At 43.9% G+C, this 13,695-nt stretch carries 12 protein-coding genes; 3 read left to right on the forward strand and 9 right to left on the reverse strand.

Features of this window, described 5'->3' with window-relative positions; translation table 11 throughout:
* From ACYCS5_RS14465 to ACYCS5_RS14480, 4 genes are all read right to left on the reverse strand, one after another.
* Nucleotides 1–1,278, reverse strand: coding sequence for a restriction endonuclease subunit S (locus ACYCS5_RS14465; protein WP_459761262.1), 1,278 nt, complete (start codon nucleotides 1,276–1,278; stop codon nucleotides 1–3).
* Nucleotides 1,278–3,839: a type I restriction-modification system subunit M gene (locus ACYCS5_RS14470; RefSeq protein WP_459761317.1), complete on the reverse strand. Its 2,562-nt coding sequence runs from the start codon at nucleotides 3,837–3,839 to the stop codon at nucleotides 1,278–1,280. The genes ACYCS5_RS14465 and ACYCS5_RS14470 overlap by 1 nt, the downstream gene beginning before the upstream one ends.
* 1,331 nt (nucleotides 3,840–5,170) lie before the next feature.
* Nucleotides 5,171–5,650: a 23S rRNA (pseudouridine(1915)-N(3))-methyltransferase RlmH gene (rlmH, locus tag ACYCS5_RS14475; RefSeq protein ID WP_013312768.1), complete on the reverse strand. Its 480-nt coding sequence runs from the start codon at nucleotides 5,648–5,650 to the stop codon at nucleotides 5,171–5,173.
* A 151-nt stretch (nucleotides 5,651–5,801) separates the two neighbouring features.
* Nucleotides 5,802–6,653, reverse strand: a complete 852-nt coding sequence (locus ACYCS5_RS14480; protein WP_459761263.1) for a DNA-binding protein — start codon at nucleotides 6,651–6,653, stop codon at nucleotides 5,802–5,804.
* A 164-nt stretch (nucleotides 6,654–6,817) separates the two neighbouring features.
* Here ACYCS5_RS14480 and ACYCS5_RS14485 point away from each other — a divergent pair, with 164 nt between their 5' ends.
* Together ACYCS5_RS14485 and ACYCS5_RS14490 are read left to right on the forward strand one after the other, a co-directional pair.
* The gene (locus tag ACYCS5_RS14485; protein ID WP_069012356.1) at nucleotides 6,818–7,162 is read left to right on the forward strand and encodes a helix-turn-helix domain-containing protein; all 345 of its coding nucleotides are present in this window, start codon (nucleotides 6,818–6,820) and stop codon (nucleotides 7,160–7,162) included.
* Between the two features lie 61 nt (nucleotides 7,163–7,223).
* Complete coding sequence (locus ACYCS5_RS14490) at nucleotides 7,224–7,568, forward strand: helix-turn-helix domain-containing protein (RefSeq protein WP_459761264.1); 345 nt, start codon at nucleotides 7,224–7,226, stop codon at nucleotides 7,566–7,568.
* 81 nt (nucleotides 7,569–7,649) lie between these two features.
* Here ACYCS5_RS14490 and ACYCS5_RS14495 read toward each other — a convergent pair whose 3' ends face one another.
* The 4 genes from ACYCS5_RS14495 to ACYCS5_RS14510 form a co-directional block, all read right to left on the reverse strand.
* Nucleotides 7,650–8,138: a DinB family protein gene (locus ACYCS5_RS14495; RefSeq protein WP_459761265.1), complete on the reverse strand. Its 489-nt coding sequence runs from the start codon at nucleotides 8,136–8,138 to the stop codon at nucleotides 7,650–7,652.
* Between the two features lie 28 nt (nucleotides 8,139–8,166).
* Nucleotides 8,167–9,102 carry an AraC family transcriptional regulator gene (locus ACYCS5_RS14500; RefSeq protein ID WP_209950119.1) on the reverse strand — a complete coding sequence of 312 codons (936 nt, stop codon included), beginning with the start codon at nucleotides 9,100–9,102 and terminating at the stop codon, nucleotides 8,167–8,169.
* 122 nt (nucleotides 9,103–9,224) lie between these two features.
* Entirely contained in the window at nucleotides 9,225–9,392 is a 168-nt protein-coding gene (locus tag ACYCS5_RS14505; RefSeq protein WP_007433184.1) for a CxxH/CxxC protein, read from the reverse strand.
* A 105-nt stretch (nucleotides 9,393–9,497) separates the two neighbouring features.
* A complete protein-coding gene (locus ACYCS5_RS14510; protein WP_459761266.1) occupies nucleotides 9,498–10,262 on the reverse strand; it encodes a class I SAM-dependent methyltransferase in 765 nt (254 codons plus the stop codon).
* A gap of 214 nt (nucleotides 10,263–10,476) precedes the next feature.
* Here ACYCS5_RS14510 and ACYCS5_RS14515 point away from each other — a divergent pair, with 214 nt between their 5' ends.
* Nucleotides 10,477–12,198 carry a cellulase family glycosylhydrolase gene (locus ACYCS5_RS14515; protein ID WP_459761267.1) on the forward strand — a complete coding sequence of 574 codons (1,722 nt, stop codon included), beginning with the start codon at nucleotides 10,477–10,479 and terminating at the stop codon, nucleotides 12,196–12,198.
* A gap of 86 nt (nucleotides 12,199–12,284) precedes the next feature.
* Here ACYCS5_RS14515 and ACYCS5_RS14520 read toward each other — a convergent pair whose 3' ends face one another.
* Nucleotides 12,285–13,520 (reverse strand): S1C family serine protease, encoded by a 1,236-nt coding sequence (locus ACYCS5_RS14520; RefSeq protein WP_459761268.1) that lies wholly within the window; start codon nucleotides 13,518–13,520, stop codon nucleotides 12,285–12,287.
* Nucleotides 13,521–13,695: the final 175 nt, after the last annotated feature.

Consider the following 13,695-nt stretch of genomic DNA (forward strand, 5'->3'; position numbering starts at 1 on the left):
CTAAATAAACATCTCATTTAGGTATGCTTTTTTAATATTTTGTAGTTTTTCCAGCTTACGCTGTTGAAGAGAGATAAGGTTGTCAAGATTGTCAAAAAAGTTACCCAGTTTATATTGTTCATCACTTTCAGGAACAGCGATTGAGAGATTCCTAATTTTATTTAAAGATACAAATTTCTGCGTACCTCCATCCATTCCTTCTTCCAACTGTTTTGATATACTTGGAGATTGTAAGTAGTGATAAAGGAATAGATGATAAACCCTTTTCGTATCCTTGATTAAAGCTACATTTTTTATGGCAAAATCGGGAGTTTCCCGTACTAATGCGATGTTTCCGATAGTCCCAATCATCCCCATTAAAATGTCATTTTTATCAACCTTTGACCTTCTATTTATTGCTACAAAATCGGCATTCGAAATATATTGAATGTCATCATAATTGATATGTCCATCTTTAATATTTTTTGATGTAACAAATGGATGCCCCTCCAAAAAATATTGAGGAGAGTCGTGCGTTCCATCTCTAACATCTGTTATTGTATTCAACTCACGCTGTTCCCAAGCGCGAGTAAATCCTGCAAATCTCCGTTTTGGCAAACGCTCACCTTCAGCGAGAAACATTTCAGAAAGATAAGCAGATTTTAGAGCTTTCGTCTTTTCTAATTTATGCTGATGAAGGGTGATAAGGTTGTCAAGATGGGCGAAAATCTTACCGATATTGCGTTGTTCTTCACTTGAAACAGGATATGAAACAGTAGTTTTCGCAAGATTTGACCTACTTATTGCTAAGACTTTAACACCTTGCATTAAAGGTAGTAATTGCCTGTGATATGCCGATGAGTTCATATAGTAGCCTAAATAGTTTTCCTGCATATCTGCCTTTGGTCTGCACACTATGGTATGCAATCCTGATACCACACATTCATCGCCTATTCCCACTATTTCAGTAGCTTTTCCAACGGTTTCGTCTTCTGCTGTGTCAGCTAATATAATATCTCCATTCTTAAGTAAATGGCTCTTGTACTTCGTAATATCTCCATTAGTGATAAACGGTATTTCATCTTTTGCTACATCAGTTACAGCACCATATTTGATAAGGATATCGCCATAATGAACACTCTTTATTTCGCCAATACCATAGTTCAATTCAGCTCTTGAAAGAGTATTGTTTGGTATTGAATAATCAAACATATCCTCAAACTTACGTTGTTCCCAAGCCTGAGTGTTTTGAAACTCCTTAAATCGCCTTTTTGGCACTAAATTTGTTTGTTCCGTCATTATCTTACCACCAATTCATTCATCAAGGCTTCAAACACTGATTCCAAACCACGACTTTCTTCGTCAAGCGCTGACAGAGTATCCACATAACGATTGTGCAACATCTGCAACGTACTTAACTCTGTTTTTAGCGGTATCTCTACTAAACCAACCATAGCATCCACTATGTTGCCGAACCATTTTTCATGCATCAAGTTGTCAATCTCTTCGTTAGTCAAAGTTAAGATACGTTGTTGCACGGCTTCTTTGAGCGCTTTTTCATCAGCTTTCACGGCTTTGCTAAGCGCTGATTTATCCGCAAATAACTTCTCAACTTTACTCAGCAGGTCATATTCAATCGTTCCCTTGATTGCCTTCTTCAACTCTGCTTTGACTGATTTATGTTCAAAAGCATCACCAGCTTCATTCAAGATTTCACCTAAAGAATTGGCTTCATCGCTGTCTTCCACTTTTGCAGCCTCAATCAAGTCTGACAGCTCCGTTTCAATCTCTTGAATGCGGATATTTTTTGACTCGATTTCTTCTAGCTCATCCCTATATAAATGGTTCGCAATCAACTGATTCGGTACGATACTACCAACCCAGCCGTCTTGCTCTTCACGTTTCTTATCACCAGTTCCTTTAGTTACCATATTGGGCTCGCGAGTACGTCCTGCCGTATAGAAATCACTTAACGCAATAATTTCCGTATCATGTGTCAGTGCATTTTTCCAAATTTCAGCCACAATCTGATATCCGTCATAAACATCAATATATTTGAACTCTGACAAAATCACCTTAATTTCAATAAGCATTTCATCCATCAACCGAGTCAAATCACTTTTTACACCTATATTCCTCAAAATATCCCAGTATTTATCGATATAAGATTTTACTTTGCTTTCGATTTCTTTTGATTTTTCAGCAATACGTGAGTCGGTCAATATATCCACAGAAATTTCATCAATTGGTTTCAAAAGTTCAACATAGCCGTCACGAATTTCTTTCAAAGATTGTCCCAAAATATCTGGCACTGTAGACTGCAAAATCTTTAAGTCGTCAATGTTCCTTTGAGGAATCCCACCAAGGAGGTGAGCATCCACGTCATGAGGGATCTCTTCGTCAGTCGCCTCAATATAGCGAGGAATATTCATGTTATACTGATTTTCCAGTATTACCTCACGAGTTACTTTACGACTGTATCCTTCTTCCTCTCTACGTTCGACATACGTATCAACAATTTTAGCGATGTCCTTCTCTCGTAGCACATTTTGTTTTCCAACTTTAATATAACTGCGAGAAGCATCAATGATTAAGACAGGTTCGCCGTTTTTTCGGTTCTTCTTCAGGATGATTATAACTACTGGAATACCTGTATTGGTAAATAAATTGTTTGGCAAGCCGATGATGGTATCAATGTAGTTTTTCTCAAGCAATCGTTCACGAATTTCTCCTTCAGATGAACCACGAAACAGAACTCCGTGAGGCAAGACAATCGCCATCGTGCCGTCTTGACCTAAGTGGAATAATCCATGTAAAAGGAAAGCAAAATCCCCTTTAGAGTCTGGTGGCAACACCCCAGCAACTTCAAACCGAGGGTCGCTGACTTTTAACCCTGCTTTGTTCCAATTCTTCGCAGAATAGGGTGGGTTCATAACCACCGCCTCAAATTGCACACCTTCATTTGGATGTTCTGGATCTTCTGGCCAGTCTTGAGAAAGTGTATCGCCGTTTTTAATGGTCATCTTTTCTGGACGAACACCATGAAGCAACAAATTCATACGAGTCAAGTTATAGGTTGCTGTATTCTTTTCTTGCCCATAATAGCTCAAATTCTTCTGAACATCTTCATTTAAATGCTTCTTAACCGTTAAAAGTAACGAACCAGAACCGACAGTCGGGTCATAGATTGACTTGATGCCTGGCGTTTTCGCTACAATTTGTGCCATGACTTCACTGACTTGTCGTGGTGTGTAGAACTCGCCTGCCTTCTTCCCTGACTCCATCGCAAACTGACCGATGAGGTACTCATACGCATCACCCAATACATCGCCTTTTTGCAATGCCACCATGTTCAAGTCTGCAAACAGCAAAATCAGCGCCTTAACACTTTTGCTACGTTCATTTAAGTTGCTACCTAAAGCAGTATCCGTTAAATCAAGCGTTGAACTTGAGAACAATCCCTTGAAGTCATCCGAATCACCAGACACGGCAATCGTTCGCTCGAAGTTATTTAAGCTATCCGTTACTTTTTCAACTGCAAAGTCTCCTGAATTGATGTCATTTAACCAAGTCTGATAGAGATACTCAGGCGAAACATAATAACCTAATGAAGCTTGAATCAATTTTTCAAGCTGTTCACCGTATTCTGCTTTTGCCTTTGTGTATTCCTCCACCAATTCGAATTCAGTTATTCTCCCTAAACCACTTGACACTTTGAATGCTTCCAGAGTCTTATCACTCAAAAACTTGTAGAACATCAGCCCAAGCATATAATCTTTGTAACGGCTGGCATCCATTGAACCACGCAATTCATTTGCCCCGTCCCATAATCTACGTTTAATTTCTTCTGATGTAATCACTTCGTACCCTCCATTGGTTTTTTTGTTTTTAAGCTCAGTAATACCACCTATATCAACATCGAGCACCAAACATTATCGCCAAATTAATTTGCCCTGAAAAATCGGCTCAAAACCGAAATTAGCGGTTGACGAATTCAAACGAGCATGAAATGAGAATGAAAATGGAAAAGCACCTGAAAATCCTGTATTGTTGTACGTTCTACCAAACAACAAGAGGATATGACAGATGCCACTTCAGTATATCAACGAAATGCTTGGATTACCAGAGCTACAACTTCATATTATCGTCTCTATATGGATGCCCGAGAAGTTTATCTAGAGGCATTGCCAGTAGCCTACAAACAACCTTGCCCTATCTGCCATTCCGAACAGGATGTGAAGGGTGACAGCCGCAACAAATGCGCAAAATTCAGCATCTGGGCATTTTTAGAAAAAGTAGCTATGTGCATGTTCCGGCCCTTCTTTTGGCGTGTACCCGTTGCGACATCTGCTTCGTTAGGACGGTATAACTTTGTAGGCCCCAAACAGCGGTACAGTCGGGTTTTGTGTGCCCAAACGGTAAAACAGCTCTGCACTTCCGCGCGGCACATAGCGCAAGAATACAAGAAGCACCTGCCACTACGGTGGAGTGGATGCATCAAGATTCCATTCCAGCAGAGGCCCATCGCTTTTCCAAGCAAGCTTGGAGCGAAGTGCAAGACACTTCTGGGGGATCGACGTTTTTTGCGATTAAAAAGCGACACACGTACAATACTGGCATCCATAATCTGCGGGGTGAACCCATGTTGGATCTACTGGTAGGCCGTAGGCTAGAAGACTTACGGATCGGTTCCATGTTCACGGCTATGTCATTAAAAGTGTGCGGGAGGTTCGCATGTCGGTTCAATCGACGCTCTCTCCCTGGGACAACATGCCTGAAAGGAGCAAAGCTCAGGTAGAAATCCTATTTGCCTTGTCTCCGTTGCTACGCAAAGTTTGAGGAATGGAAGGAAACTTTCTCTCAGTGTACGACTGTTCACTGAATGTCGATATCGTCGTCTGGGTTTTAGCTGGTTTCTAAAGCAAGGTGAGAACATCGGTCATGATGCCGTGCAAAGCACGTTAAAAACCATGAGTAATTGCCAGGAGGAGATCGTGAACTACCATCGTTGTGATGGAAGAACGCAAGCGTTGAAGGACGGCATAATTGCATCAATGCGTATCAACGCCTTCACTACTTCACACGTAATCGTCAGTGTTACAAAGCGGATATTTTGATTGAATGTAATCGACTACATTTACCCATTTAAAAATTCAAACGCTAATTTTTAGATTGAGCCATAAAATTCGCCCTACTTATGATACGGTTCCCCCCGATTAATCTTCACCGCCCGATAAATCTGTTCCACCAGCACCAATCGCATCAGCTGATGTGGCAAAGTCATCCTTCCGAAGCTCAGCTTTTGCTGGGCGCGGCGGAGGACTTCGTCAGAGAGGCCGTGGCTACCGCCAATGACGAAGACAACATGGCTTGTACCGTAGGTGCCTAGCTTATCCAATTCTTCTGCGAGTTCTTCCGAGCTCCACAGTTTGCCGTCGATGGCGAGTACAATCACATGTGCTTCACTTTTCACATGAGCAAGAATGCGCTCTCCCTCTCGCTCCTTGACCTGTCGAACCTCCGCCTCGCTCAGTGTATCAGGAGCCTTTTCATCGGCTACCTCAATCATTTGGAACTTGATGTATGGCCCTAGCCGTTTAGCGTATTCCTGAATGCCCATGACCAAATACTTCTCTTTTAACTTGCCAACACCTATAAGTTGAATAAACAAATTCCCTACCCCTATCTATGTCGAATGATAATGTAAAATCGCATTTAAGTGAAAAAATACCTTTAACATAGTTATTTTAGCACCTGAAACGTCTCTTACCTATCTATTTCCTCTCCGTTACGAGTCTATCCCCTGTTCAGGTTATAACGGATTATTCATTTACGCTCTGCACAATGAAATGCCTATCCGTTTCGTATTCATCAAGACACTGCATTAGCATCTGTCGATATTCGCTGATTTGTTCCGCTGTCGCTGACTCCCGTAATGATTCGAACAATGCTGTACATTTCTTAAATTGACCATCATTACCCGACTGATCTGCTAGTTGCATCGCCCGCACAGTAAGCCCCACTGCATCCTGTAATCTGCCACACTTCCGATAGTAGAAAGCCAAGTGATAGCAGTAGCTATAATAGTAAGATACGTTCTCTGCGTCTTCATAACTCCCAAATTCATCAATCTGCTCTGCAAACGTATGTAAAATATCTCCTACATCCAAATGATACATAAGCGCTGCCTGTAATATGGTATTCAGCCCCGGTAATATTTCCTCTAAATTATCCTGCAAAAAGGCTACGTAATCCTCGACAAGCTCTATATTTCCAGACAAAATATCTACTGCATATAAATTAGTTTTGGCTAAAAACCTGAACTCCTCGACAACCTGAATGTCTTCTTTCTTTAAATCCTCCATCCACCCCAGCTCAGCGTACTTATAGATGCACTCCCTTGCCTGCTCATATGCACCCTGGTTCTGGTGAGCCATTCCACACATCAGGTGACTGAACCCAAAATAATATACCAACGGACGTTCTAAATGGACATGCGGGATGGATAATTTCATCGCTTTATGATACTGCCGTTCTTCATAGATACGCTGTACACATTGGTACAAAATATCCGCCGTCTCCATCACCTTTTTCCAATTTTCAAAAGCCACAGCCATCTCTAACATTTCAACAATGATGTCCGGTTTGAGTGATTTCAGAATAGAAGTTCTCAAAACTAGTCCTCCTTATATTGCCATTTACAACCAATTGTATAGAAAGCAAAAAAGAAGGTCAATATAAAAAGTACTTAAAAGTACAGTTTTATGTGTGTTTATTTTGCATAAGATGGTCTGTAACGATATTCTCTCCTCTTCTAACCTTAAGTGGAGGTGATTACATGAGTTTACCAGAAAGCGTCGGAAACCGAATACGAGAACTAAGAAAAGCTAAAGGCTGGACACAGGAACAATTGGCAGAAGCAGCAGGACTCCATTACAGTTATATTGGCGGAGTAGAACGTGGAGATCGAAATATTTCTTTGGAGACGTTGGAAAAAATAATTCTAGCGTTAAAGGTTCCACCCTTTGAACTTTTTCAATTCGATGAAAATACGGATCGAAAACAAATCATAAATGAGCTTATGTTGCTCATAAATTCAAGAGAAACAACAGAACTCGAAATTCTTACTACTATAACTAAAAATATTGTTGGTTTAGTGGAGTTACAACAAAAAAAGAATTGAGCAATTCTCTCTACCTAACTTTTATACTGCATCTTCCATAAGCTTGTTATGAGGTGGTTATATGACAGAATTACGCAAGCAAATGGGTATAAGAATCCGGGCTATTCGAAATGCAAAGGGACTTACACAGCAAAAACTGGCTGACATCGCAAGCTTGGACTATAGATATATTGGTGCATTAGAGCGTGGCGAAAGAAACTTTTCGATTGATACCTTGGAGAAAGTGTTAACTGCCTTAAACGTGTCTATTAGTGAATTGATGTTTTCCAAAGAACATATGACTACAGACGAAACGATTCGGCAAGAGGCAATAGATGAATTTGTTGCGTTGACCAGCAGATTGAATGAGGAGCAAATCGGCATTCTCAGACGAGTTAGTAAAGAAGTTTCACGGGCGTTCAAGTAAGTCATTCCATTCTAAAAAGCCTTAAATAAAACCAAAAAAGAGCACCGCACAGGTGCCCTCCATAAATCTTCACAAACATACTCAAGCGTACAACATAAAAAAGCTCACTTCATGTCCCAGTTGCTTCAGATAATTATAAATCTGCGAACGATGATGGAACACATGGGTCACAGTCTCAATCTGCCATTGAACCTGCAAATGTCCATGCTCCATATAGAAAGCCTTCGTCGAACGGTTCAGATAATCGTCTTCGCTAAGCGAAAGAATGTAAGCCTTATAAGCCTCAAAATTCTGCCTGAAAGTCACAGCCAAGCGCTCGGGATCTTCCACCCCGGACAGGCTGCTTTCAATGCTTCCCACTTCACCCTCAGACTTCTCCTGCATGATCGCAAGATCCGAAGCTGGGATAAGTACAAAGTGATGTACTAACTCCAGCAGCGAGCGGAAATCTTCCTGTGGACGAAAGCTCCAATCCTCTGGACGTATTTTACGGATCAAGGCTTCCCCCGTCCGTACTCCCGTCTCCAGCTCATTCAGCAAATGATCTCGAACTTGCAGCGTTCCACTCATATTTTCATCTCTCCTTTGCCATTCTTGTTCATATTTTGAGTATAGCCGAAGCCTCTGGGCGTGTATTGTAAAAATCGGACAACCTCCGTAAATCCTTAGCTGCGGTAAGCGGGGAGTCTCCATAAAACCTGCGAAAATCGCGGATCAGATGCGCCTGATCGAAAAAGCTATGCTTCAATGCCATCTCCGTCCAATCCAGCCCCCCGCCGCTTTGGATACTGTGCAGAACGCTCTGGAAGCGGACGACTTCACTGAACTTTTTGGGGCTGATTCCGATCCATTGTCCAAACTTACGATTGATCTGCCTTTCACTGATCGCCTCACACTCCGCCAGCTCCTTAACCCCTACACTCCCGCCGCTTACGAAGATGCGATGCAGCAGGTTTTTCATCAGATCACAATCGTTCGTGCGTTGGCGCAGCAGAAGCTGGCTAAGATACTCATCCATGATGCGCACCCGTTCATTGAAATTCTGTGCTTCCATAATGCGCTCACCTATGATGGTGATGCTTTCGGGCCAGAGATCTTCCAAGCGATAATTACCGCCTGTAAACAAGTGAGTCGGCATCCCGTGAAAATAATGCGCACCACCCGGAAAAAACCGCACCGCAAAAATACGTGTCTCGGACCCTGCTTGTCTGGTAGACACGAACGGATTCGTAAACGTCCCGCAGTACGAGAGTTCCTGACGCTTATTCACCGGATCGTATTCTAATAGAATATCCGTACAGCCGTCAGGTAATACCCGCTCCATGGTTTCTTCCTGCGGCAGGCTTAACAAAGCGGTGTCTTCGTACGAAGCTGCTAGATTCCCCTCTACCACCCTATTAGCCGGACCGGACTCCCAATAACAGGCCACGTAAGCTTTCAGCGCGGCAGACGGCTTTTGTTCGATATAATACGTGGACAAATCACTTCCATTGACTTGAAGCGGACGAAATAACGAATGCAGTAAAGGGTCCATCCATCGTTCACTCCTGTCTCAGTACGTGGTAGGGATAAATATAGCTCTATGTATGGGTGTTTTTGCAATAAATCCTGGTATACAAAAAGGACGTTTCTGCCCGAAACGCCCGTGCTTGTTTTTTAGACGACCAAAAACTCGGCTTTGTTCTCACATTCCTTGCACTTCACTGGAGGGTCCCAATCCGAAAATTTCGTTTCCTTGAGATCGACGACATCCGGTGCATCCTCGTATTCATCGACGAACATATCAATTGCCAGTTCCACATGCTCTTTACATACCACGTACATTCCAGTTGCATCCCTTTCCGTTTGAAGCTCTTCCTGTTGTAAGTGTGTCAAAACTGCCTTCTTTTGTTCTACCACACTTGACGCGGAAAGGAAAGGGCTTGCCCACTATCCCTGACGTTTGGTCTTAAAAATGAGGAAATTACTGACGTTCAGGTCTTCACGGAAATGGGGATATTTCTCCAGCATGTCAGCAGACGGCTTCGGTTCGATCATCCCATCCAACAACAAGCCTGCCTCAACAATGGTCTGTACATAGCTGCCCAGCGTACGGTGAAAGTACAAAAGCTTTTCTTCCTGATCATAAGGAATCGCTTGCTCCAATGGGCCTTCATTGAAATATTGATCCACTTTCCAATACAGCTTTTTTCCTGTCTCATCCTTCACCCATCCACTCTGCGGCGTCAGAAAGCACGGATGCAGAATAGAAAAAATAAAGCTACCTCCTGGAACTAATAACCGCTGCATTTCGGCAATCGCCTGTTCATATTGAGCCAAGTCCTGTATGACCATATTGGACACGATCAGATCAAAACTCTGGTCCCCGAACATCTCCAGCTTTTCCAGATTGCCATGGTGATATGTAATTCCCAACGTTGACGGCGTTCGCTCTTTGGCTAGCCTCAGCATCTCTGTCGAGTAATCGACAGCCTCTACCAAAGCACCCGCCTTGGCCATTTTCCGGCTTAGATAACCTTCGCCACAGCCGGCATCCAGCACTTTTTTGCCCTCAAGGGGCCCCATACAGGCTTGCAATGCCGGATTCAGCAGGACTTCGCGAGATCGATCCCCTTCCTCAGTGTACTTGGCCGTAAAGTTTTCTGCATGCATATCCCAGCGTCGAATGGCCTCTTCCGTGTCCCACTTATTCATATTCATCTCCTTCTTTCTTTTGTATTTGAGGATTTTGTAGGGTCATAGATTCTACACTCATTTCTGTATTTTTTCAATAATAACGCTTACAAATTTAAAATATCTAATAAACACATGATTTTTACATGAATTATACAGGTATTCCATATTCAAATAGTATGGTAGTGTTTTATTAGAAAGCGCTTTCAAAAATAACTTTGTAAAGGGGCCTGTTATGTTAAAACGAAGACCCGTTTCATTACTGTCGTTGACGCTTGCCATCACCCTATTATTATCTACGTTCGCATCCGTTGCCGCTGCTGCCGAATCTGACGGACAAGCACCGCAAGCTGCGGCTGCGAGCAGCATGCAATCGTATGTGGAGGCCATGCAGCCTGGATGGAATTTGGGAAATTCCCTGGATGCTGTCGGGGCGGACGAGACCGCCTGGGGCAATCCGCGCATTACTCAGGCGTTGATTCAGCAAATTGCTGCCCAAGGGTACAAAAGTATTCGCATTCCCGTCACCTGGGATAAGCACATTGGAGCCGCACCAAACTATACGGTTGAGTCTGCCTACATGAACCGTGTGGAAGAGGTTGTTCGCTGGGCACTGGACGCCAATCTGTACGTCATGATCAATGTCCATCATGATTCATGGACGTGGGTAAGCAGTATGGAACCCAAACATGATGAGGTGCTGGCTCGCTATAACGCATTATGGACACAAATTGCCCCGCGCTTTAAAGACCAGCCTAACAAGCTGATGTTCGAAAGCATTAACGAACCCCGTTTCTCCGAAGGGGGGACTACGGATGAAGCGAAAATGAACCAGATGCTCCAGGAACTGAATATATCCTTCCACAAAATTGTCCGTGCTTCTGGCGGTAAAAATGCCACTCGTCCCCTTGTTCTGCCTGGTTTGGACACCGCACCTGCTCAGACCAAAATCAATGAGCTGTACAACACGATAACCAAGCTGAACGATCCCAACCTGATTGCCACCGTCCACTATTATGGTTATTGGCCTTTCAGTGTAAATATTGCAGGCCATACTACTTTTGATAAAGATACTAAAAACGATATCATCCAAACCTTTGATAACGTCTATAACACCTTTGTAGCCAAGGGGATTCCGGTCATTGTCGGTGAATATGGCCTGCTCGGCTTCGATAAACATACAGGCGTGATTGAACAGGGCGAAAAGCTAAAATTCTTCGAGTTCCTGACCTACTACATGAAGGAGAAGAAAATAACAGGCATACTCTGGGATAACGGCCAGCATTTTAATCGCACAACGTACAAATGGTCTGATCCCGAACTCTTTAATGTTATTAAAGCCAGCCTAAAAGGGCGTTCCTCCAATGCAGACCGTGACCTCATTCACTTGAAGAAAGGCACCTCTGCTCAGGACACCAAAGTCACCTTAAACCTGAACGGCAATCAGCTGAACACACTCAGTGCTAACAGCAAGCAACTGAAACAGGGCACCGACTATACGCTGAGCGGAGATACATTAACGTTCAAGGCCAGCTTGCTCACCAGCCTGACCACTTCCGGTAAATATGGGGAGAATGCCGCCATTACCGCTAAGTTTAACAAGGGGGCAGACTGGAATTTTAGAGTCGTCGTGTATGATACCCCAAAATTAAGTGCTGTCGAAGGGACTACTCAAGCCTTTACCATTCCAACAGACTTCCGTGGTAGCCAGCTTGCCACGATGGAAGCCGTGTATACGAATGGTGGTAATGCCGGTCCACAGGATTGGACACCTTATAAAGAATTTGGCAATACCTTTTCCCCTGCCTATGATGCCAATGGGATCAAGCTATTGCCTGAATTTTTTAATAGTGTAAAAGATGGTGAAGTCACGCTGAAGTTCCACTTCTGGAGCGGCGATGTGGTGACATACAAGATCACTAAGAGCGGAACCCGTGTAACGGGAACGACATCTTAATCTAAGGCGCAGCAGAAGATCGAAAAAGGCGTTCCCGGAACTAAGCCGGTGAACGCCCTTTTATAGTTAAGCCTATAAATTAAACCTTAGCCTTCCGGCTTATCTGTTAATTTTAACATCACCGATTCTTCCTTGCCTGCCCGGTAAAAAGTAACTTTCAGCTCATCGCCAATCTTCTTGTTATCGTACAAGTAGCGACGTAAATCCAGCGTAGAGTTAATCGGTTCGCTATCAAACGTTGTAATGACATCGTTCAGCTTCAAGCCAGCCTCTTTGGCAGGACCGTGGGCTTCCAGAACGACTGCTCCATTCTTCACGCTGTCCGGCAGCTTGAGCTCCTTGCGCTGAGTTTCATCCAGCGGCGCATATTCATTATTGAGGTCCACCGTGTATACCCCCAGATAAGGTCGGGTGATCTTGCCGTCCTCAACCAGTTCATTCACCGTTTTCATTACCTCATTGGCGGGAATGGCGAAACCAAGCCCCTCAACACCAGTATCAGCGATTTTCATCGTATTGATGCCAATCACACGTCCGTCCAGATCGACCAGCGCGCCGCCGCTGTTTCCCTCATTAATCGCCGCATCGGTCTGGATGACATGCTGCTCCCAGTCATATACCCCATCCTGATTAATGGAAATCGGAATGATGCGATTCGTATAGCTTACTATACCGGAGGTAAGCGTATCTCCCAAGCCAAGCGGGTTGCCAATAGCAATGACCGTTTCACCCAGACGAAGTTTGCTGGAGTCGCCGATATCCGCTACTGTGCTAATGCCTTTATCGTCAACTGCCAGTACCGCGATATCACTAATGCGATCCTTCCCGATCAGCTTTGCCTCTTTTCTGACACCGTCTACCGTTACAATATCCAGATCATCTGATCCTTCGACCACATGGTTATTCGTCATAATGAAGGCTTTGCCCGAACTCACTCGGAAAATGACACCCGATCCAAGCGCGGATTGTTCCGTACTTTTACCCTCTTCATCTTTCAGATTCACGATGCTAACGACGGCTGGGCGCACTTTGGCTGCCGCCTGCACAATCCGGTCATACGGGTCACCCGCTGCTTGCCGCAAGGGATAGTGACTGGCTCCGGTTACCGCTGTAGTGGAGGGCAGACCTGTAATAAAGCTGAACAGAAGCACGGCAATCACTGCACTGACTGCACCGCTAATGACAGCAGCTTGCACCGGACTTACTCCACGCTTCCTGTGTGGCCAACGTCCCCGTCCTCCACGGCGCGCCTTAAATGCCATTTTTTTAGCCGCACGTGTGGATACCTTCGTTGAATAAAAATCGTCCTCAAACAAGCCCATGCTAATCCTCTCCCCTTCGTTGTCATGCACCGACACTCACTAAAAAATTAGGGCTATTCGGGCTTGCGCCAACCTATGCTACAGAGAACCTGCTCCGTTGAACATCTCAAATGGATTGAATATCCCTTATCATCGGAATCCAGCAACCAATCGTTCCGGCCTACTTATTAATCAC

The organism is Paenibacillus sp. SEL3, from assembly GCF_054602585.1.